This window comes from Devosia sp. MC521, assembly GCF_014127105.1.
In the GTDB taxonomy this organism is placed as follows: Bacteria; Pseudomonadota; Alphaproteobacteria; order Rhizobiales; family Devosiaceae; genus Devosia.
Genome location: NZ_CP059902.1, coordinates 418,639 through 439,018, shown reverse-complemented (window position 1 = coordinate 439,018; position 20,380 = coordinate 418,639). Strand labels below are relative to the sequence as shown.

At 57.7% G+C, this 20,380-nt stretch carries 21 protein-coding genes and 1 tRNA gene; 9 read left to right on the top strand and 13 right to left on the bottom strand.

The annotated features are described in order from the left end of the window. Nucleotides 1-74: 74 nt before the first annotated feature. On the bottom strand, nt 75-1,289 hold the full coding sequence (locus H4N61_RS02105) for an EAL domain-containing protein (RefSeq protein ID WP_169195821.1): 1,215 nt from the start codon (nt 1,287-1,289) through the stop codon (nt 75-77). A gap of 178 nt (nt 1,290-1,467) precedes the next feature. Between H4N61_RS02105 and H4N61_RS02100 the strand changes: the two genes are divergently transcribed. Continuing rightward, on the top strand, nt 1,468-2,901 hold the full coding sequence (locus H4N61_RS02100) for a sigma-54 dependent transcriptional regulator (protein ID WP_248306552.1): 1,434 nt from the start codon (nt 1,468-1,470) through the stop codon (nt 2,899-2,901). An 84-nt stretch (nt 2,902-2,985) separates the two neighbouring features. Here H4N61_RS02100 and H4N61_RS02095 read toward each other — a convergent pair whose 3' ends face one another. The 4 genes from H4N61_RS02095 to H4N61_RS02080 form a co-directional block, all read right to left on the bottom strand. Beyond that, entirely contained in the window at nt 2,986-3,387 is a 402-nt protein-coding gene (locus H4N61_RS02095; protein WP_169195820.1) for a hypothetical protein, read from the bottom strand. Nucleotides 3,388-3,391: 4 nt separating this feature from the next. Continuing rightward, nucleotides 3,392-4,357: a DMT family transporter gene (locus tag H4N61_RS02090; protein ID WP_169195819.1), complete on the bottom strand. Its 966-nt coding sequence runs from the start codon at nt 4,355-4,357 to the stop codon at nt 3,392-3,394. Between the two features lie 20 nt (nt 4,358-4,377). After that, on the bottom strand, nt 4,378-4,569 hold the full coding sequence (locus tag H4N61_RS02085; protein ID WP_169195818.1) for a hypothetical protein: 192 nt from the start codon (nt 4,567-4,569) through the stop codon (nt 4,378-4,380). A 105-nt stretch (nt 4,570-4,674) separates the two neighbouring features. After that, nucleotides 4,675-5,034: a DUF427 domain-containing protein gene (locus tag H4N61_RS02080; RefSeq protein WP_182394820.1), complete on the bottom strand. Its 360-nt coding sequence runs from the start codon at nt 5,032-5,034 to the stop codon at nt 4,675-4,677. A gap of 186 nt (nt 5,035-5,220) precedes the next feature. Here H4N61_RS02080 and groES point away from each other — a divergent pair, with 186 nt between their 5' ends. The 3 genes from groES (at nt 5,221) to H4N61_RS02065 (ending at nt 7,580) form a co-directional block, all read left to right on the top strand. Continuing rightward, complete coding sequence (gene groES, locus H4N61_RS02075; RefSeq protein WP_169195816.1) at nt 5,221-5,511, top strand: co-chaperone GroES; 291 nt, start codon at nt 5,221-5,223, stop codon at nt 5,509-5,511. Nucleotides 5,512-5,569: 58 nt separating this feature from the next. Beyond that, a complete protein-coding gene (groL, locus tag H4N61_RS02070) occupies nt 5,570-7,210 on the top strand; it encodes a chaperonin GroEL (protein WP_169195815.1) in 1,641 nt (546 codons plus the stop codon). A 136-nt stretch (nt 7,211-7,346) separates the two neighbouring features. Beyond that, entirely contained in the window at nt 7,347-7,580 is a 234-nt protein-coding gene (locus H4N61_RS02065) for a BrnA antitoxin family protein (RefSeq protein ID WP_169195814.1), read from the top strand. Here H4N61_RS02065 and H4N61_RS02060 read toward each other — a convergent pair. After that, entirely contained in the window at nt 7,577-8,326 is a 750-nt protein-coding gene (locus tag H4N61_RS02060; RefSeq protein WP_169195813.1) for a TSUP family transporter, read from the bottom strand. The genes H4N61_RS02065 and H4N61_RS02060 overlap by 4 nt on opposite strands. Before the next feature lie 66 nt (nt 8,327-8,392). On the opposite strand from H4N61_RS02060, the gene H4N61_RS02055 reads away from it, so the two are divergent. Beyond that, the gene (locus H4N61_RS02055; RefSeq protein ID WP_169195812.1) at nt 8,393-9,340 is read left to right on the top strand and encodes a glycosyltransferase; all 948 of its coding nucleotides are present in this window, start codon (nt 8,393-8,395) and stop codon (nt 9,338-9,340) included. Next, nucleotides 9,337-9,732 (top strand): GtrA family protein, encoded by a 396-nt coding sequence (locus H4N61_RS02050; protein ID WP_169195811.1) that lies wholly within the window; start codon nt 9,337-9,339, stop codon nt 9,730-9,732. Before H4N61_RS02055 ends, H4N61_RS02050 begins: the two co-directional genes overlap by 4 nt. Here the strand turns inward: H4N61_RS02050 and H4N61_RS02045 are convergent. The 5 genes from H4N61_RS02045 to H4N61_RS02025 form a co-directional block, all read right to left on the bottom strand. Further along, nucleotides 9,729-9,893, bottom strand: coding sequence for a hypothetical protein (locus H4N61_RS02045; protein ID WP_169195810.1), 165 nt, complete (start codon nt 9,891-9,893; stop codon nt 9,729-9,731). The two genes, H4N61_RS02050 and H4N61_RS02045, sit on opposite strands and share 4 nt — an antisense overlap. A 2-nt stretch (nt 9,894-9,895) precedes the next feature. After that, a complete protein-coding gene (gene hisG, locus H4N61_RS02040) occupies nt 9,896-10,588 on the bottom strand; it encodes an ATP phosphoribosyltransferase (RefSeq protein WP_169195809.1) in 693 nt (230 codons plus the stop codon). Beyond that, nucleotides 10,585-11,649 carry an ATP phosphoribosyltransferase regulatory subunit gene (locus tag H4N61_RS02035; RefSeq protein ID WP_169195808.1) on the bottom strand — a complete coding sequence of 355 codons (1,065 nt, stop codon included), beginning with the start codon at nt 11,647-11,649 and terminating at the stop codon, nt 10,585-10,587. Before H4N61_RS02035 ends, hisG begins: the two co-directional genes overlap by 4 nt. A gap of 112 nt (nt 11,650-11,761) precedes the next feature. Beyond that, a complete protein-coding gene (gene hisS / locus H4N61_RS02030) occupies nt 11,762-13,258 on the bottom strand; it encodes a histidine--tRNA ligase (protein WP_169195807.1) in 1,497 nt (498 codons plus the stop codon). 167 nt (nt 13,259-13,425) lie between these two features. Beyond that, nucleotides 13,426-13,689, bottom strand: coding sequence for a hypothetical protein (locus H4N61_RS02025; RefSeq protein ID WP_169195806.1), 264 nt, complete (start codon nt 13,687-13,689; stop codon nt 13,426-13,428). 501 nt (nt 13,690-14,190) lie between these two features. Here H4N61_RS02025 and H4N61_RS02020 point away from each other — a divergent pair. Further along, on the top strand, nt 14,191-16,053 hold the full coding sequence (locus H4N61_RS02020) for a pilus assembly protein (protein ID WP_169195805.1): 1,863 nt from the start codon (nt 14,191-14,193) through the stop codon (nt 16,051-16,053). 134 nt (nt 16,054-16,187) lie between these two features. After that, the gene (gene rpsU / locus H4N61_RS02015; protein WP_169195804.1) at nt 16,188-16,445 is read left to right on the top strand and encodes a 30S ribosomal protein S21; all 258 of its coding nucleotides are present in this window, start codon (nt 16,188-16,190) and stop codon (nt 16,443-16,445) included. A gap of 75 nt (nt 16,446-16,520) precedes the next feature. Here the strand turns inward: rpsU and H4N61_RS02010 are convergent, their stop codons facing one another. Continuing rightward, the gene (locus H4N61_RS02010; RefSeq protein ID WP_169195803.1) at nt 16,521-16,772 is read right to left on the bottom strand and encodes a hypothetical protein; all 252 of its coding nucleotides are present in this window, start codon (nt 16,770-16,772) and stop codon (nt 16,521-16,523) included. Nucleotides 16,773-17,143: 371 nt separating this feature from the next. Further along, nucleotides 17,144-17,220: transfer RNA gene (locus H4N61_RS02005), tRNA-His, on the bottom strand. A gap of 305 nt (nt 17,221-17,525) precedes the next feature. Between H4N61_RS02005 and H4N61_RS02000 the strand changes: the two genes are divergently transcribed. After that, nucleotides 17,526-20,375 (top strand): histidine kinase dimerization/phospho-acceptor domain-containing protein, encoded by a 2,850-nt coding sequence (locus tag H4N61_RS02000; RefSeq protein WP_182394819.1) that lies wholly within the window; start codon nt 17,526-17,528, stop codon nt 20,373-20,375. The last annotated feature ends 5 nt before the right edge of the window (nt 20,376-20,380 follow it).

The window sequence follows — 20,380 nt, the reverse complement described above, 5'->3', positions numbered from 1 at the left end:
CCTTGATCGTGGCGACGGTGTTGAGCCCTATGTGGCACTTTCTTCGCAGGGATCAAGCAAAAACTCGGAGAAGATCACACGGCTCGGCTGGCACGTCCTGCCGACAGAGTGAGATCGGAGCGAATTGGCCCAGCCTTGGCCAGATGATCGCCCTGCACCAAGACAATATCATTGTCCAAGAGTTCGACGATCTGACGCTCGTTCACCACCCCTGTTGCCACCAGCATGATCTCGTGACGGGCCAGATAAGCCGCGACGTCGTTGAGGTGGAAATCGGTGTAGGTCTGTGGGTTCTCGATGAACTGGGAGGCATCGATGCGCACCGAGCTCACCCCCATGTCGGCCATGGCCGCCACATCAACGCGTAGGGAGCGCAGGTTGGCGACACTATAGGTCACGCCCTTGCGGGCAAACGCCGCCACAAAGCCACGTTCGCGGGCATCGAGATCGAACCAATCCGCCTCTGTGAAGAGGAAGGTGATCGCCTCGGCCACTTCGCGGTGACCTTCGAGGGTTACAAGCAATTGCTCGGCTGAGGTGTCATCGAGCGAAGCACGGGACAGTGGGACGTTGATTTTGGCGAGAGGACCGCCATTGCGCGAACGGCGTGCAATGGTGAGGGCTTCGACAAGGCCAGCATACTCAACCTGACGCAGGACATCGTCACCCTTGCGACGCGGCATGAAATCAGCAGGAACCGCGATCGCATCCTTTTCCATCACCAAGCGCGGAGTGAGGTCAAACAGAGCAGCGCGGCGCTGCGGCAAACGCAGAACTGGCTGGATGTGATGAACCAAACGGTTCTCCTTGAGCGCCGTGCGCACGAGGTCCGCAGGAATGATCGGTTCAGATTCTTTGATCGCGGGAGCGGGCGGCGGGGTGCCGATGGTGTCGTAAGCGGGCATGGGCTGCGCCTTGGCGACGCGCTCTTCCATGTCGGAAACAGCCTCGGCGACCTGACGGATGACGGTCCCTAAAACTGATATATCAGCCTCGACGGTATCGAGGCGCTGACCGGGGTTTAAATCGGTCAAGGTATTGATTCGCTGCCCCAGTACGGCACCAGCTTGCGCGTCGGTCGACAGCAGGCGCGACAATTCTTGAATAGCGCGCTCAAGGCGGCGTTCGGTGCGGACGCGAAGGGAGCGCTCAACAGCAAGCAGGCAGACGCAAGCGAAGACAATCGCAGCGATAATGGCATTGGCCGGTGTGAAGGTCAGAGCGAAATATGCCAGACCGCCGACGCAGGCCGAGGCGAGTGCGATAAAAATATAAATCAGTGCTTGCACGAGTGCCCCGTTAACCTTCGGTCGCCGCTGTTAGGATTCGACAACAGAGTCTTAACATCCCATCAGCGACGGCAAAAGCACGACGCTATGCCACACCAACGGAATCTTTACCCTAATCAGGAACAATCAGCGGCAACAAAAACGATCCGGCTGCGGACGAAAACGGGTTTCGAGCGTAATGACAAGCATGACCACGGGTTGCGACCACGCACTGTGCGGCCGGCTTTTGCTGATCGACCGCGACGCGGAAGGCGCAAGTCGCTTAGGGAGCGCGTTGAGAACCGCCCTATTGGTGAGCCCCAAAGTCAGCGTGGTCGATTGCGGGAAAGCAGCCAACGACCTGCTTCGCCAAATGTCGTTCGACATTATCCTCGCCGATCTTGCGAGCCTTACAGACCTTTCAGCTAGTGCCGAGGACGCCATGGCGCGCCTTGTCCGCCTTGCAGAAGGGGCCTTGATCGTTGCGCTTGCCGACAGCGGTTCGGTGAGCGGGGCACTAGCCGCCATGCGTGCCGGCGCTCACGATTATGTTTCCAAACCGACTAATGGGGAAACTCTGGCGGCGCGCATTGGCGAATTGGCCCAGCGTCATGGTCGCCCCAAGGCGCTTGGCATGGAAACCAGCGTCGAGAGCGGGGTCGCCGACTACGGTGGATTTGTCGGCGTCTCAAGCGCCATGCAGTATCTTTACGAGCAGATCGGGCGCGTGGCGACGTCGTCAGCACCCGTGTTCATCACGGGCGAAAGCGGCACCGGCAAAGACGTCTGCGCCGAGGCGCTGCACCAGAAAGGGCCGCGGAGCGGCAAGCCGATTGTGGCGATCAACTGCGCCGCTATTCCGCGCGATTTGATGGAGAGCGAGCTTTTCGGCGTCGTTCGGGGTGCCTTTACGGGGGCGCATGAAGATCGCAAGGGGGCAGCAGAACTCGCCGATGGCGGCACGCTGTTCCTCGACGAAATCGGCGAAATGGACCTTTCGCTCCAAGCCAAGCTTTTGCGCTTCCTGCAGACCGGCGTGATTTCGCGTGTTGGCGAAACGGCCACACGTAAGGTCGATGTGCGCGTGGTTTGCGCCACCAATCGCAATCCGATGCAGATGATTGCCGAGCGCAAGTTCCGCGAAGATCTCTTCTATCGCCTCCACGTTCTGCCTATCCATTTGCCGCCCCTGCGTCAGCGCCCGAGCGACATCATGGTTTTGGCTCGGCATTTCCTCGCGCGTTATGCGCGGGAAGAGAACAAGGTTTTTGGTGGTTTCACCCTCGATGCCGCCCAGCAACTGGCCGGTGGAGACTGGCCGGGCAATGTGCGCCAGCTTCAAAACATGATCCGCCGGATCGTGGTGATGTTCGATGGTGGCGACATTACCGGACGAATGCTCGCGACAGCCGATATTGAAGCGCGCGCGGTATCACCGTCTGCAGTGGAATCGCCGCGCGCCGATGGTCGCCGCACGGTGCAGCCCATGTGGCAGCAAGAGCAGCGCATTATCGAAGACGCAGTGGCCATATTTGGCGGCAATATCTCGCTAGCGGCAGCAGCACTCGAGATCAGCCCGTCAACGATCTACCGCAAGCGTCAGAACTGGGCGGAAATGGCAGCTGCGGGCTAACGCCCCTGCCCTTTCGCGATCACCACAAAACAAAAGGCCCCCGACAAAATCGGGGGCCTTTGTTATTTCGAATGTTGGTTTGGCTTAGAGGCCGAACGCGACGACCGATACGAGGCCGAGTACAACAGCAGACAGTGGAGCCATGACGGTGCGCTCTGCCTTGCTCTTGGAATTGAGCTGGGTCAGCATGAAGTAAAGAACAACTGCTGCAAAACCCCACATCGCCACAACTAGGCCTGTGTCAGGAACATAGGTGCTGTGGATCTCTTCGCTGAAAACACCAACGGTGGTGAGTGCGGCGTAGCTCACAGCTGCCGCGACAACGATGGCGATGAGGCTGAGAATACGCTGACCACCTTCGAGGCGCTTGTTCTGGCCGCCGAATACGTACTGGCCAAGTGGTGCGCCGAGGATGAGTGCGAGCTGGAAGAGGGAGAAAACGGCCAGGATGACCGTGAGGGTAACTGCTGAAGGTGCGCTGTGCATTTTCTTAAGGAGTACTAGCTTCTTTCGCGCGACGCCGGTCGAGGCCGAGCCAACGTTCGCGCAGGATTACGGCAATGCCGGAGGCGACGATGATGATCGCACCGATGATCATGGTGATCGTCGGTACATCTGAAAAGAGTAGATAACCGATAATAATCGTCAGGAGGAGTGAGACATATTCGAACGGTGCAATAACCGACATGTCTGCGTAACGGTAGCAGGATGTCAGGAGGAGCTGCCCTAACCCACCAAAAAATCCTGCACCAATCAGAAGTGCCGCCAACTCAGGCGTTGGCATGACCCAGCCAAAGGGCAAGGTGACGAGGCTCAGGACGCTCGCGCTGACAAAGAAATAGGTCACGATGGTTTCAGTGCGCTCGGTTTGAACGAGTTTTCGCACCTGCAACATGGCAAAAGCGGAAAGAATAGCCGCCCCCAAGGCCGCTAACGCGCCGATTGTCTCTGCAGAATCAGCGCCGGACTGGCCGCTGAAGATGGTCAGGCGAGGCCACAGAATGATCACCACCCCAACGAGACCGATAATCACCGTCGTCCAGCGGAAGGTATAGACGCGCTCGTGCAGCAGAATGGCTGAGAGGATGACAATAACCAGCGGGGAGGCATAGCCGATAGCGGTAGCCTCTGGCAGGGGCAGCCGGGTCAGCGCGAAAAAGCCAAGCGCCATCGAACACACGCCGATGAGCCCGCGCAACACATGCCCAAAGGGGCGCGATGTTTTGAAAGCAGTGGAGAGCCGGCCCCGCAGCGCAAGAAACGCGAGGACCGGCACGAGTGCGAAAAAGCTACGGAAGAACACCATTTCCCCGGCGGGGATGGTGTCAGCGGCTTTCAACATGGTCGCCATGACCACGAAGCAGCATACGGACAGGATTTTAAGGAAAATGCCTCGGAGAGGTCCGGCCACGCCGCCTAGTTCGGCGGTGCTGGAATTTCGAGGCGAGAGATCCACATTATCTCCTGTCGGCGGGCTTACTTGCCAGCCGCTTCCAGCTTTTCCTTAGCAATACGGGCAGTTGCGAAAGCCTTGTGCTCAGGACCGACGGCAGAGCCAGTCTTGAGGGCCTTGCCTTCCGCATCCTGGACTTCCCAGTGCCAGTTGGTGTTTGCGCCAACGCCGCCGACGCGGCGCAGTTTGATCTGAAGTGTCGATTGTTCGCTCATATGCGTCTTATGGCCTTGAATGATTGGAAGGGAAAGAGGGGGAGTTGGGCATTTCCATGATCTGGTGCCACGAAATGCGGATTTGCCTGTGCCAGTAGCCGTATCCTAGCCCCCTGTCACCTGAATAGAGATGCGATCGCCGCCAAAGGTGATCAAATCGCGCAGCTCAGCGTAATCACCCTCGGCATAGGGGTAGTACCAGGCTAAATCGTCGCCATCGGCGGTGAGGGTCTTTATATTGTAGTAATGCGCTTCACCGAGCCCATCCTCCTGCCGCTTGGTATCAGACGCCTCCAAGATCGAGGGGTGAACATCCTCAATGGGGAAGTAGTAGCGCGTCTCACGCCCGGGCTGTTCGAGCTTTAGCGCTTTGGAAGTGCTCGCGATTTCGTCGCCGTCAAAAAAGATATGAACGCGACTTGAGACGGGGCTTATGGTCCGGCCCGGTGTGTTGAGTGTGGACATGGGGCTATCCTTATTTTCCACGTTTGTCATGACGCTCTAACGCACGAGAAAAAACTTAGGTTCACGTCCCTTGACTCCACTTGGAGGGCGTTCCTATATCCAGTGCAGCACTGTTAGCACTCAGATGTATCGAGTGCTAACAGTGCGCAAAATTGCATTCAGAAATGATGCCAAGAGGATATTACCATGGGCTTTCGTCCCCTGCATGACCGCGTAGTCGTCCGTCGCGTTGACAGTGAAGAAAAGACCAAGGGCGGGATCATCATTCCAGATACCGCCAAGGAAAAGCCGTCTGAAGGTATCGTCGTTGCTGTGGGCCCAGGTGCTCGCGACGACGCTGGCAAGACCGTTGCCCTCGACGTAAAGGCAGGCGATCGCGTGCTTTTCGGCAAGTGGAGCGGCACCGAAGTTAAGGTCGACGGCGAAGACCTGATCATCATGAAGGAAAGCGACATCATGGGCGTGATCGAGGCTTAATTGCCTCTCCGCTTTTGACTGTCTCTCCCATTAATTAGAATTCTTAAGGAGCCACACCATGGCCGCTAAAGAAGTAAAATTCTCCGCCGAAGCTCGCGAAAAGATGCTCCGTGGCGTCAACATTCTCGCCAACGCTGTTAAGGTCACTCTCGGTCCAAAGGGCCGTAACGTTGTGATCGAAAAGTCCTTCGGCGCTCCACGCATCACCAAGGACGGTGTGTCGGTTGCTAAGGAAATCGAACTTGAAGACAAGTTCGAAAACCTCGGCGCACAGCTGCTGCGTTCGGTCGCTTCCAAGACCAATGACGTTGCTGGCGACGGCACCACCACTGCAACCGTTCTCGGCCAGGCAATTGTTGTCGAAGGCGTGAAGGCTGTTGCTGCTGGCTTCAACCCAATGGATCTCAAGCGCGGTATCGACATGGCAGTTGCCGAAGTCGTCGCTTCGCTCAAGGCATCGTCCAAGAAGATCACTTCCTCTTCGGAAGTTGCTCAGGTCGGCACCATCTCGGCTAACGGTGAATCGTCCATCGGCGACATGATCGCTGAAGCGATGCAGAAGGTTGGTAACGAAGGCGTTATCACCGTCGAAGAAGCCAAGACCGCTGAAACCGAACTTGATGTCGTTGAAGGCATGCAGTTCGACCGTGGGTACCTCTCGCCGTACTTCGTGACCAACGCAGAAAAGATGACTGCGGTTCTCGAAGATCCAGTGATCCTCCTGCACGAAAAGAAGCTCTCGAACCTGCAGGCTATCCTGCCGATCCTCGAAAGCGTTGTTCAGTCCCAGCGTCCACTGCTTATCATTGCAGAAGACATCGAAGGCGAAGCACTCGCGACCCTCGTTGTGAATCGTCTGCGTGGCGGCCTCAAGGTTGCAGCTGTTAAGGCTCCAGGCTTCGGCGATCGTCGTAAGGCAATGCTCGAAGACATCGCGATCCTGACCGGCGGTCAGGTCATCTCGGAAGACCTCGGCATCAAGCTCGAAAACGTGACCATCGACATGCTCGGCACTGCCAAGCGCGTTGAAATCACCAAGGAAAACACCACCATCGTTGATGGTGCTGGTACCCAGGAAGACATCCAGGGTCGCGTTGGCCAGATCAAGGCGCAGATCGAAGAAACCACTTCGGACTACGACCGTGAAAAGCTGCAGGAACGTCTTGCTAAGCTTGCTGGTGGCGTTGCTGTCATCCGCGTTGGCGGCTCGACCGAAGTTGAAGTTAAGGAACGCAAGGACCGCGTTGACGACGCTCTGAACGCAACCCGCGCTGCGGTTGAAGAAGGCATCGTACCAGGCGGCGGCGTTGCTCTGCTGCGCGCTTCGAACTCGATCACCGTTAAGGGTGCGAACGCTGACCAGGAAGCTGGTATCGCTATCGTTCGTCGCGCTCTTCAGGCTCCAGTTCGCACCATTGCGAACAATGCTGGCGCTGAAGGTTCGGTCGTTGTTGCTCGTATCCTCGAAAACAACGCAGTATCGTTCGGCTACAACGCTGCGACCGACGAATACGGCGATCTGGTTGCCCTCGGCGTTATCGACCCAGTTAAGGTCGTTCGCACCGCGCTTCAGGACGCAGCTTCGGTTGCATCGCTCCTGATCACCACCGAGGCTATCATCGTTGAAGCCCCTAAGGCTGACGCTCCGGCAATGCCAGGCGGCGGCGGCATGGGCGGCATGGGCGGCATGGACTTCTAGTAGTCCACACGCTCAGACCAACCGGTCTAAAGCGAAACGGGAAAGGCGTCGTGGAAACACGGCGCCTTTTCTTTTGAGTGATTGAGACGGGACGACCTAGCGCGTGTAGAATGCGCTCACACAAGGACCCATACATATGCGACCACCAAGACGCGCCAGCGCCCTCGATACGGCTGAAGCGGCCTTCAAGGCGGCGACCAGCAAGCCAAGCACAGAGGCTCCTGCAGCGCGTGTCCACGCGCCACCCGAAGGCAAAGAGCTGGTGAGCCTAAAGCTCGACCGGGCTGTGTTGGAACATTTTCAGGATGACGGCCCCGGCTGGCAGGACCGTATCAACGCTGCGCTGCGTTCGGCTGCTGGCCTCGATTAAGGCCAGAACAGCAGTTTGACGGCCATCGCAATCGAGACGACGACGACCAAGGGGCGGATCAGCGTTGCGCCGAACTTAATGCCGGTGCGCGCGCCAACATAGCCGCCGATGATCTGGCCAAGGGCCATAGCAATGGCGAACGGCCAGACAACATGGCCCTGCGGGATGAAGATCACGAGCGCTGCCAGGTTGGACGTGCAGTTGAGGATTTTGGTGTGGCCTGTGGCGCGGGTAAGTCCGAGGCCGAACAGGACCACAAAGCCAATCGAGAAGAACGAACCTGTACCGGGCCCAAAAATCCCATCGTAAAAGCCGATCAGGAAACCCATGACCGGGATGAAGATGTGCTCGGGCAGGCGCGCGACACGATCGGCATCGGAGAGTTTTGGCGCGAATAAGAAGTAAAGCGCAATGGCGATGAGCGCCACTGGTACGGCGACGGTGAGGAAGGTTACGTCGATCGAGGCGACAGTGAAAGCGCCCAGCATTGAGCCCAAAAACGTCAGCACCACCGCAGGCAGCAGCTTCTTGATGTCGACAAAGCCGCGACGCCAATAGGTGAGGCCCGCCATGCCAGTGCCGATAATGGACTGCATTTTATTGGTCGCCAGCGCAGCTACAGGCGAAATGCCGGTCGCCATAATGGCAGGCAGCGCAATCATCCCCCCGCCCCCGGCAATCGCATCGACAAAACCTGCCAACATGCCCACACCCATTAGGGCAAGAAGAAGCAAGGGATCGAGCATAGGATCGTTACACTTTTTTTGATGATGTGCCGGTAAGATGGCCACGTTTCCGGGGGGAGATTACGCGTGACCAAGCTTTATCGGGGCAACCATGTAGCGGTTATCCTGCCATGTTACAACGAGGCTAACATCATCGCCGACGTGGTAGCGGCATTTCGCGCTGCCTTACCGGAAGCCAGCATCTACGTTTTCGACAATGCCTCGACCGATCACACGGCCGAGATCGCTGCGGCAGCGGGTGCCATCGTCCGGCATGTGCCCTATCGTGGAAAAGGCAATGTTGTGCGCAGGCAGTTTGCCGATGTCGATGCGGACGTTTATGTCATGGCTGATGGCGATGGCACATATGACGCCAGCCAGAGCCAATTCATGGTCGACCAACTCCTCGACCAGGGGTTAGACCTCGTTGTTGGTACACGCCAGCCCATTGGCGATGGGCAGGAATATCGTCCGGGTCACGTCCTTGGAAATCGGCTGCTGACTGGCACAGTGGCCCGCATTTTCGGGAGTGGGTTTACCGATATGCTCTCGGGCTATCGCGTCCTCTCGCGCCGGTTCGTCAAATCTTTCCCGGCGCTCTCCCAGGGCTTTGAAATCGAGACAGAGCTGACCATTCACGCGCTTGAGCTCCGCGCGCCCTATAGCGAAGTGCCGACCGCCTATGGCAGCCGCATCGAGGGTTCGACGAGCAAGCTCAGCACATATCGCGATGGGCTGCGAATTCTGGAAATGATCGTTCGTCTTTATGCCCGAGAACGACCGCGACAGCTTTATCTTTGCACCGGGGCGATCATCGCTATCATCTCAATGCTGCTGGCCGTGCCCATCATCATTGAGTATCTCGACACCGGCCTTGTGCCCCGGTTCCCCACCGCAATCCTGGCTGGATTTGGCGTCTTATGTGGGGTTGTTTTGGGCGCGACCGCGGTGATCCTAGACAGCGTAGTCACCGGTCGACGAGAAACCAAGAGACTGCGATACCTTGAAATGCGTGCACCGCAGGCCCTACAATGAGTGCGGTTCGGCGGCTCGTGCCCTTCGCCTTCGCTGGCGGATTGGCCTTTGTAGTGGATGCTGGGGTGTTGGTTTTAACAGCGCCCTACATCGGACCGTTCTGGGGAAGAGCGCTGTCTTTCCTCGCCGGTGTTGGCACCACATGGGTGATCAACCGCAATGTCACATTTAAAGATCGCAGGACTGGGGTTAGCAAGGGCGAAGAGTTTTTGCGCTATCTGACGGCTATGTTGCCGGGCGCTGGGATGAACTGGCTCGCCTATGGCATAGTCGCCAGTATTGTTCCCCATACCAGCCTCGGCCTAACGCTTGCTGTCGCTGCGGGCAGTATAGCCGGACTCGGCGTCAACTTCCTTGCCGCCGATAAGCTGATCTATAAAAAATCGCGTTAAGGCTGAGGCTCGCTTGGCGCTTCAGCAGGTGCAACATCAGCGGATGGCGCTTCAGGCGCCACCACCGGGGCTTTTTTCCGATCTTTTTGCGGGTACCAACCCGAATAAAGAATGGCGCTGACACCGATCAAAACGACGAGCAAAATCAGCGCCAGTTCCATGATTAGTTCCCGAGCTTGTTGAGAAGGTCGCTCAAAATCGCCTTGCGTTCCACATCCCAAGGGGCGGTCTTCGAGACGATGAGATTGGCTTCACTCTTGAGCATGACCCCGTCTTCCAGAACACGCAAGCCATTGGCGACAAGCGTCGAGCCGGTCGAGGTGATGTCCACGACGATGTCCGCGACGCCCGCTGCGGGAGCCGCTTCGGTGGCGCCGAGGCTTTCGACGATACGGTATTCCGCAATACCCGCGCGCTCAAAATGCTGGCGCGTGATGGTGATGTACTTGGTGGCAATCCGCATCCAGCGCTTGTGGCGCGAACGAAAGTCGGAGGCGACGTCAGCCAGATCGTGGAAATGGGTCACGTCGATCCAGGATTCCGGGACAGCGACAACAACGTCGGCATGCCCAAATTCCAGATCGCGCACGAATTCAACCGATGCGGGACCGGCTTCGCTGGTTTCGTGGATCAGATCGCGCCCGGTCACACCGAGGTCGATATTGCCACGGATCAGCTCGCGCGCAATTTCGGAGGCCGGATAGAAGCGCACGGTGATCTCCGGCATGCCCTCAATGGCGCCAAGATAGGAGCGTGCACCTCCCGGACGGGTGATTGTCAAACCGCGATGGGCAAACCATTCGCGGGTCAGTTCTTCGAGACGGCCCTTGGAGGGAACGGCAAGAGTAAGGGTCATTTTGGCCACTCCGCTTCAAGACGGTCGACCCACAAGGCACAGCCCGATGCTGCGATTGGGGCGGTCGCGCCGAGGCGTTCGAGGAGGCGATCGTATTGGCCGCCGGAGGCAAGGACTGTATCGCCCTGCCCGCGCATCTCAAAAACAATGCCGGTGTAATAATCGAGGCGCGGCGAGAAGCTAGCGTCAAAGGTGACACGTGCTTCGCCCAAACCATCGAGATGACGGCGGATCGCACGGACAGGCGCGCCAAGGAAAAGCTTATGCTTTTCGCCCAAGGCTTCGATCTCGCGCAGCGCGGTCAGCACGTCGCCCTTGATCGCGAGATAGGTACGCAGCAAGGCAATTGTTGCGGCAGGTACATGTTCCGCATCAAGCGTTTGCTGGGCCAGATAGCGATCAGCAATTTCTTCTGGCGTACGGCCTTCGGTGAGGCTGAGACCAGCCGAAACCATGCGCGCAGTGACGTCTTCAATCAGGGCATCGCGTTCCACCACAGCGCTGCTGGCGCTGTCGCCGCTCTGTTCGAGGCGAGAGAGCAAACGCTCCATTGCTTCTTGGTGGCCGAAACGGTGACGAATGCGGCTACGCCAAGCAGCCGGCATATCGGCCTGCGCGAGCAACGCCTCAAATAGACCAACACCACCAAGGCGCACTTCGGGGCTGACGCCATAAAGGCGCAATGCCGCGCGGGCAAAGGTGAGCACCTGATCGAGCGCGATATCGCCGTCGGGCTGAGCAAGGAGTTCAACACCGGCCTGCTCAAATTCGGCGGGGCCGGTTTCGCGCTGGCGGAAGATCGGGCCGAGATAGGAGAAGGCTGCCGGTTCGCGGGTGCCATTGGCGATATAGTCGGCAACGATGGGCAGGGTAAAATCGGGGCGCAGGCAATATTCTGCGCCAGTCACGTCGGTGGTGAGCAGCAGACGGCGACCGAACTCTTCGCCTGCAAGATCGAAATATGGGTCTGCCTTCAAGAGCAGGGGCGGGGTAGCGCGATAGCCACCCTGCGCTTCAACCAGCGCTTCGAGTTGGGAACGACGATAGGCGGCGTTTGTCATTGGAGACCGCTCACGAGCTGAAGAAGAAAGTTAGCCCCCCTCACCCGGCGCAGCGCGCCGACCTCTCCCCGCAGGGGAGAGGACAGAAGGCGTTCGTTGGCGGCTCCGAGCATCATTGTTCGCTCAAGAGCTTCTGGATAGCAGAGACGAGGTCTTCACGCTTGATTTCGAACTGGCCCGGGCGGGCAGCCTTCCATTCAGCGTTGTCCGTGATGCCTTCTGCGGCTTGCTTGCCAGCAACCAGATCCTTGATCTGCAAAATGCCCTGTTCGCGTTCCATCGAGCCTTCGATGATCACGGCCGGGGCGTTGCGCTTGTCGGCATAGGCGACCTGCTTGCCAAAGTTCTTGGTGTTGCCCAGGAACATTTCAGCGCGAATGCCAGCGTTGCGCAGCTCGGCGACCATGGCCTGATAGCCAGCCATCTGGTCCTTATCCATGACCAGGACGACAACTGGGCCAGCAGGCTCGGTCGTGGCAAGATTGCCCGTGAGTTTGAGCGCATTGGCAAGGCGCGAGACGCCGATGGAGAAGCCTGTCGCCGGAACCGGCTCACGACGGAAGCGCGAGACCAGACCATCGTAACGACCACCGCCGCCGACAGAACCAAAGACCACGTCCTGGCCCTTCTCGTTCTGCACCTTGAAGGTCAGTTCAACCTCAAAGACAGCGCCGGTGTAATATTCAAGTCCACGCACGACCGATGGGTCGAGAATGACACGACCGCCAAAGCCAGCGGCGTTAACGAGGCCGAAGATCGACGCCAGTTCCTGAACGCCAGCCAAGCCCGCTTCCGAGCCACCGATCAGACCTGCGAGGGTGTTGATGGTGGAGATAACATGCTCGTTGGAGCCCTTTTCAACGCCGTCAGCAGGAATACCGCTGTCGATATAGCCCATGATGGGATCGATCTGCTCAGCAGACAGGCCCGCGCCCTTGGTGAAGTCACCCGACTCGTCCTTACGGCCCGCGCCGAGGAGGAGTTTGACGCCCTCAGGGCCGAACTTATCGAGCTTATCGATAGCGCGCAAAACGGTGAGCTTTTGCTCGTCCGTGGTAACGCCTGCTGTGGCCAGCACGCCGTCGAGAACCTTACGGTTATTGACGCGCACAATGTACTGGCCCTGAAGGCCCAGCGCATCCATGACGTCAGCCATCATCATGCACATTTCGGCGTCCGCTTCCGGACCACCGGCGCCAACAGTGTCGGCGTCAAACTGCATGAACTGACGGAAACGACCCGGACCGGGCTTTTCATTGCGGAATACATAACCCTGACGGTAGGACCGATAGGGCTTTGGCAGGGTTTCAAAATTCTCGGCGAAATAGCGAGCGAGCGGTGCCGTGAGATCGTAGCGCAGGCTCATCCACTGTTCGTCGTCGTCCTGCAGCGAGAACACGCCCGCGTTTGGACGGTCGGTGTCGGGCAAAAACTTGCCGAGCGTATCGGTGTATTCAAACAGCGGGGTTTCGACCGGGTCAAAACCATAGCGTTCGTACACGGCCTTGATCTTGCCGATCATGGCGCCAACGGCAGCGATATCGCCGGGAGTACGATCTTCGAAACCACGTGGGAGACGTGGCGTGATGAGCTTGGTCTTTTCGGACATGCTTTTAAAACCTGCGGAAAGTCGGCTTGTTCCTAGACGATAGGCCGGGGGGAGACAACAGGGGAGGACAATTGGCACTTGGAGAAAATGATCCAAATGCCCTCCCCGACTCTGATTGGTGTTTGGTGTGAGCGTTAGGCGGCCGGTGGTCCGACCGCCTTATGATCTCAAACCGAGCCCCTATTGGGGGGATGCAGGCGGTAGGCGTGCAGGTCTACGCCCAACCATTGAGAGCTCAAGTGGTCTTCCGGCGACAGCCCCACGTCTGCACGCAGGTAATGTGGGACCTCAGGATAGTTTTGCTTCTGCTCAGCCCAAGCACTGATCGCGGCAACTAAAACCGCAATCAGGCCGCGCTGGCGCACTGCATCAGCGATTGAGAATTCCAGCTTCATGATGATTGGAGGCTGGGAAACGGAGGCAATAGACATAGTGATCTTCCGAAGCGTTTTACGCTTCGGCCCTCATTGGATTGAATGAAGCGCTGGAGACCAAAGGGGCGCAAAGCGACCCGGTTTCAGCGCGCAAGAGATGTGAAAGTTGAAATATCCGCGGTCAGCATGTGACCTAGGCGACTGGCGAGATTAGACGAGCCAGCTGCGATGGAGACCAAACGAGAAATGGCGATGGAACATTACAGTCATGTTGCGCCTCCTCAGTTTGGCGTTACGGATGACGAATGGATAAGTCACGATCCGGTGTAAGGCAATCCATCTCGACACGATCTACTCAGATCATCGCCACGTGTTGCTTTGATACAACGCCAGACGATTTGCTTTACCGCAGAGTAACCAGTTCGTTTGACCTAAAATTTTCGTTTCAGATCGATACTGTAGCCAACACATGAGGTCATAGGCTGGTTGGCGTTACAGCGCGAAAGCGCGCGCAAACCGACCTTTTCTTTGGTGACAAAGATCAGGAGACGTAGGGTTATGCTGCAATTTTGCCGACTGCTACAGCGCTTTCGCCGCGATGACAGCGGCGTCTTTGCAGTTGTATTTGGCATTATGGCAGTTGTCTTGGTGGCCATGGGCGGCGCAGTCGTGGACTACGTGACCCTTGAGCAAGCCCGAACCCGCTCGCAAACGGCACTCGACGCGGCCACACTGGCCCTCCAGCCGTCGATCAACGATCCAGCCGAAACCGACGAGACTATCCGCGCAAAGGCCGAGGCACTGGTGCTGGAGCGGCTCGGTACCCAAGGTATCCAAAAAGCCAAGATAGATACCGTGGTGGTCAACCGCGACAAGGGCGAGCTGATGCTCTCTGGCAGCTTTGCCGTCGAAACCATTTTCGTCAAACTTGTCGGCGTTGACCTGCTCTACGCGACAATAACCTCGCAAGCCACCAAAGGCATCGCCAATGTCGAAGTGTCGATCGCGCTGGATGTCACCGGCTCAATGAGCATCACGCTCCCTTCAGGCGCAACGCGCCTAAAGACTTTGAAAGACGCAACTCACTCGCTCGTCGACACAATCTTGGCGCTCAATAGAACCGGAAACTATGCCAAGGTGGCGCTAGTACCTTATGCGCAGTCGGTCAATGTTGCCCCCTATGAAGAGGCTATCAGAGGCCCGATACGTCCGCGGCGGGACATTCAAACCATTTCATGGACAGCGACCGGCTACCAAGCCATCACGAATATTTCGACCGCCAATCCTGCAGTGTTCACCTCATCCCGGCACGGGCTCAGGGTGAATGATTATGTCTATGTGCGCGACACCGGCGTCAGCAAATTCGATACGCAAAGACTCCGCGTCTCGAGCGTTTCGACAGACACTTTCACCTTGGACGTTAGCGGAGGTATCAACTCTGTTGTTGCCAACAAGGGAAGCTTTGCCAAATGCCGCCGCTCGGACTGCATGGCTGTGTTCACCTCGCCGGGGCATGGCTACGCCGAGGGCGAAGAGATATGGGTCCAAGACGTCGCTGGACTGACCAGCTACAACAACCGAAAACACATCATCAGCGCTGTAACCGCCAATAGTTTCGTCATTACGGGCACTGCCCCCAATCGAAACCAAACCCATCAAGCCAACACCGGGCGCTTTTGGTGTCGTTGGCAGACCGAGAGTGTCGGCTGCGTCGAATTCGAATTTACCGACATCGGGTACACTCGACGCGTGCAGCAAATCAGCACTTGCGCCACTGAGCGGGCCCGAAACGCCGCTACAGATAACCCGCCTAGCACGACATTTATGGGCCGCAACTATCCCTATATCGATCCAGACCCAGACTATAGCAACGTGTGTAGCTCGAGCAAGATCGTGCCATTGACCACGAGCAAGGCAACGCTCACCTCAGCGATAAACGGCCTGACAGCAGGTGGATCAACCTCTGGGAGCACAGGCATATTGTGGAGCTGGAATATGCTCGCACCAAGTTTTGGTTACGTCTGGCCAACGAGCGCACCTGCCCCCTATCATCAACGACACCTGATGAAGGCCGCCATCATCATGACCGATGGTGAATTCAACACGGTTCACTGCAATGGTGTCGTTTCAGGGATCAGCAGCACCGGCGGCAGCGGGAATGCCGAAAGAATCAATTGCGCGTCCCCCAACGGCGGCCCTTACAAGCAAGCCAGTGACTACTGTACGGCAATGAAAAACAACACGGGCATACAGGTCTACACAGTCGGCTTTGGAATCACCAAAGGATCACCAGCAGCGATCGCACTTGAAAACTGCGCGTCGAGCCTGGCAAACCATTTCCTCGCTGACAATGCCGCATCGTTGAACGACGCATTCGATCAAATCGCCCGCCAAATCACCGCTTTGAGGCTTACACGGTGATTTGAGTGCACGAGAAGTGTGATTCTTGTGCTGACTCCATTTGGTCATTTCGAGAAATGCTGATAAGGCGTCTTCCCAGAAGCACCAAGCTCACTGCCTGCTCGTCAGGCAACACACCACGTTAGGATAGATTTTTGCAGGTACAGGTTCGCGACAACAATGTCGATCAAGCCCTCCGCGTTCTGAAGAAGCGTCTTCAGCGTGAAGGCATTTTCCGTGAAATGAAGCTCCGCAACTATTTCGAGAAGCCTTCTGAGAAGCGCGTTCGCGAAAAGGGTGAAGCTGTTCGCCGCGCTCGCAAGAATGCTCGCAAGCAGGCAATCCGTGAAGGTCTGATTGCAGCACCAAAGCGCCCAGTGCGCGCAGGCGCTCCAGGCCGTACGGCTAACTAAAAAAATAGCCCGCCCTGTCCGCATCAGCTGACAGGGCAGGCTCTATTCCGAAGCGATTCGGTTTAAACGTGGTCTTTACAGGCCGCGTATTTTTTTGCCTGCAATCAGCAGATCCTGATGCATTTTGGCAATCTGAGCCGGACCGAAGCTCTGGCCATCCACTTTGAGCAAAGCACCACGCAGGTGCACAGGCGCGGCCTGCTCCATAGCGAAGCGCACCGCATTGCCGGAATTGCGGAAGTGACGCGGGCCTTGTGCCTTCGCCGCTGCAAGATCAGACCCCAGGAACAATTGACCGGGGGTATTCAAAATATTGGTTTTCATCATCTTCATCATCATGTCGTACGGCCAACAAAGCCGGCGTGGACGCGCTATGAGCGCCGTCCGCAGCTAAGTGTCGGCAGGATAGGGAAAGTGTGCGCTGCGGGCCCCAATGGCCGCGATAACCACGCAAAGCCTCAAAAGCTTGGCTTACGAACCGAACTATAAGAGGGGTGAAAGAGTTGCAGACCACTCGCGAAGGCCGAATTGCCGGAGAGTGGAACCTGACAGGTAGAAATGTAACCAGTCGATACAACACGACGGTTACGTAGGAATGATCGAGCGATTGTTCAAGAGATAGTCGGGAAACAATCGATCAGCGAAGCCGTATAACACGTTTCGCGCGCCCACCATACATCATTGTTATGATTTGGGGGTGGTACCACCTCTCGGGATCGAACCGAGGACCTCTAGATCCACAATCTAGCGCTCTAACCAACTGAGCTAAGGCGGCACACCGTCTGGGGAAGTGCTAAGCATTTCCCTCAACTTGGGCGGAACATACGGTCAGATTTTGCATCTGACAAGCACCGATTTTTAGCTGTGGACAGCGTGTCGCAATGTGCCCGGTTTCCGGCCCTCGTGACCAATAATTAGGGATCGGCACTTAACCATGCGGATAGAACAAAGATGTGATCTTGCGTGTCTGACTGGATTCGTTGTGGTGAGCACGTTATTGAAGTTTCATTAAGTATGCCCAAATCTTGTCCCGAAATGAGACAAGGGTTTAGGCGCTAAGGGATCGGACCGATACGGCCCATGAACGATAGCTGGACGACATTGCCGAATGCGGATCGCGTGCTTGCGCATGCTTCGGATTCGCGACCGTCATGGCTATGGTCTGGTGATGGGCAAACGCTGTTGTGGCACAACGCTGCCGCCGAGCTGTTTTTGGCGAAAGTGAAAAAAAGCGGTCTAAAGCGTACCCCCTTGGCCAAACCCATTAAGGGTCAGGTTCAGCGCACAATCCGACTGGGGTCACTAGGCCGTACGAGCTTGGCGCGCATTCAGTTTCTAGCGGGCGAAAAGCCAACCTCTTCGACATGCGCGACCACGCCTCTCGCTTGGGAAAACGACGAGAGCGTGCTGCTGATCGTTGCGGTCGACCCGATTTCTGAAGAGATTTTTGAGGCAGCGGGCGTTCTTCAGTTCGCTCAAGCTGCTGCCGAAGCCGAGCAACACGCCGTAGAAACCGCGCAGACAGCTGAGGCTCCTGAGGCTCCTGAGGCTCCTGAGGCTCCTGAGGCTCCTGAGGCTCCTGAGGCTCCTGAGGCTCCTGAGGCTCCTGAGGCTCCTGAGGCTGAAACACGCGCGGACGAGCCGCAAGCGCTTTCGAGCGACGCTCCACCCGCTATAGACCCTGATGGGCTAGAGGCAGAAGACGCGTCGCTAGAACACCCCCTGCCGCCCATTGAGGCGGACCACACTTATTTGCGTGAGTTGGAAAGCTGGCAGGAAACCGACGCTGAAGCGGTTTATGAACCCGCGCCGCGCCCTGACCTCGATCCAAGCATTGATGAGCCTGCGCACTGGCAAGAGGCGCTGGATGCCGATTCCGCGCCGGTGCAAGTCACAGCGCCAGCTCAGCAGGCAACAAAGGTCGCACGTCGTCTCAGCGATCTCGTGGCCAAACTGTCCGAGGGCGATACGCTTTTCGCCCCGCTTACAGAGCGCGACGACACGCCTCCAGCGGTAACGCAACCCGCAGCAGTTACGGACACTCCCGCCACCATCCTCCAACTCGTCCCCGAAGACGAAGCTGTCGAGGCTGTCGAGGCTGTCGAGGCTGTCGAGGCTGTCGAGGCTGTCGAGGCTGTCGAGGCTGTCGAGGCTGTCGAGGCTGTCGAGGCTGTCGAGCAACCGCCTGAGTCGCCAAAACTGTTCAAGATCGTTGGTCGAGGGTTTGTCGCGAGCCACAAGCCGCCTACGCCTTCGGAACCAACGCGCTTTGTGCTCAACAGCGACGGTAGCGAGCCTATCGAGAAGACTCGGAACGAGGCAGACCACGAGCCCCTTGCGGAGCCTGTGCCGGACCTTGAAACCGTCGAGCGCGTCTCGCGCTACAATTTCGATGAACTCTCGCGCATTCTCAATGATCGCGTCGGTGGCTTGCCATCGCAGGAGAATAAAGCCCGCCAGCCCAATGTGCCTCAGGTTGCGGGCTCGGGCGCGCTGATCAATCTCGGCGGCGAGACACTGGTTCTGAACCGTTTGCCACTGGGCATTCTCGTGTTCCGCGACCAGCAAATCCTGTTTGCGAACCGCGCCATTACCGCAATGGTGGCCTATGAGAGTGTCGACGCTCTGCGTCAGGCTGGGCTCGGCGCTCTTTTCCCTTCGTTTGGAGGCGAAGACCAGCAGGCTGGCCCGATCAATCACCTCGTACAGCGCGACGGCACTCTGGTGCCGGTCACCGCGCGCCTACAGTCTATCTCTTGGCAAGGCCGCCCCGCGCTTATGCTGTCTGCCAGCACGTCCGAAGTGCGCACCAGCCACGAAGATGCGGTGCGAGACTTTGCGCGCAGCTACGCTGATTTGCGCCAGGACGGCTATATCGAGGCGAACCGCTCCGGCGTGATCAGCGATGCCAATGATACGGCCACGCAAACGCTGGGTGGTGGCAAAGCGATTCTGGGCCGTCTGCTCTCCAGCATTGTGGCCGATGAGGACGCCCCAGCCCTCCGCCGCTTCATGGAGCGCCCTGCCCGTTTTGCTGAATCAGCACGTCCATGCCTTGCCCTGCGTATGCGCGATGGCAAAGCCGACCTCCTACTGTTCGCGCTTGGACAGGCAGGCATAATTTCGGGCTATTTTGGATTTGTGCGGAAGCGCGAAACCATGCCCGTCCGCACCAATTCTAGCGATGTAGATCCCGCTCTTCTGGGCCGTATCAGCCGTGGCGTTCGCCGTCCGCTCAACACCATCATCGGTTTTTCCGACATCATGCGCACCAAGAGCTTTGGTGAACTGGATGATGATCGTTATGCCGGTTTTGCCGACGATATCGCGCGAGCCGGACAAGAAATTGCGGCGCTCGTGGATGAGCTCGATGACTATTCGCGCTTGCGTGACGGGCGCTACATGCCGCAACGCGCGACGCTTGATCTAACGAGCCTTCTTGAAAGCTGCGTGATCCGCATTCGCGAACAAGCCAGCACCGCGCGAGTCATCGTGCGCAACGCGATCTCTGAACAACTCCCCCGCGTCACCGCCGATAGAGCATCGCTGGCGCAGGCCGTGCTGAACCTTCTCGCCAGTGCAATCGACCAGACGCCCAAGGGCGGCGCAGTGGTGATTTCGGCGCATCGTCTGGACGATGGGGCTATCGCCATTCAGGTGCGCGACAGCTCAGCCCGAACCGTTGATCTGACAGAACGGTTCGTGGTGTTCCGCGATGGTCTGGATCGCAATGGCAAGAGCCTTGCACCCGTCCGCTCCAGCGTTGGCCTAGCGCTGACCCGCTCGCTTTTGGCGGTCAACACAGTGACACTGACCGTTGATCCGGCAGGCAGCGATGGCATGTTGTTCAGCCTGCGCATCCCTTCTGACCTGATCGACGATCGACCACTCGTCATCGACAGCGAAACGCCATTCTCTCCGCAAGCTTAAGCCGA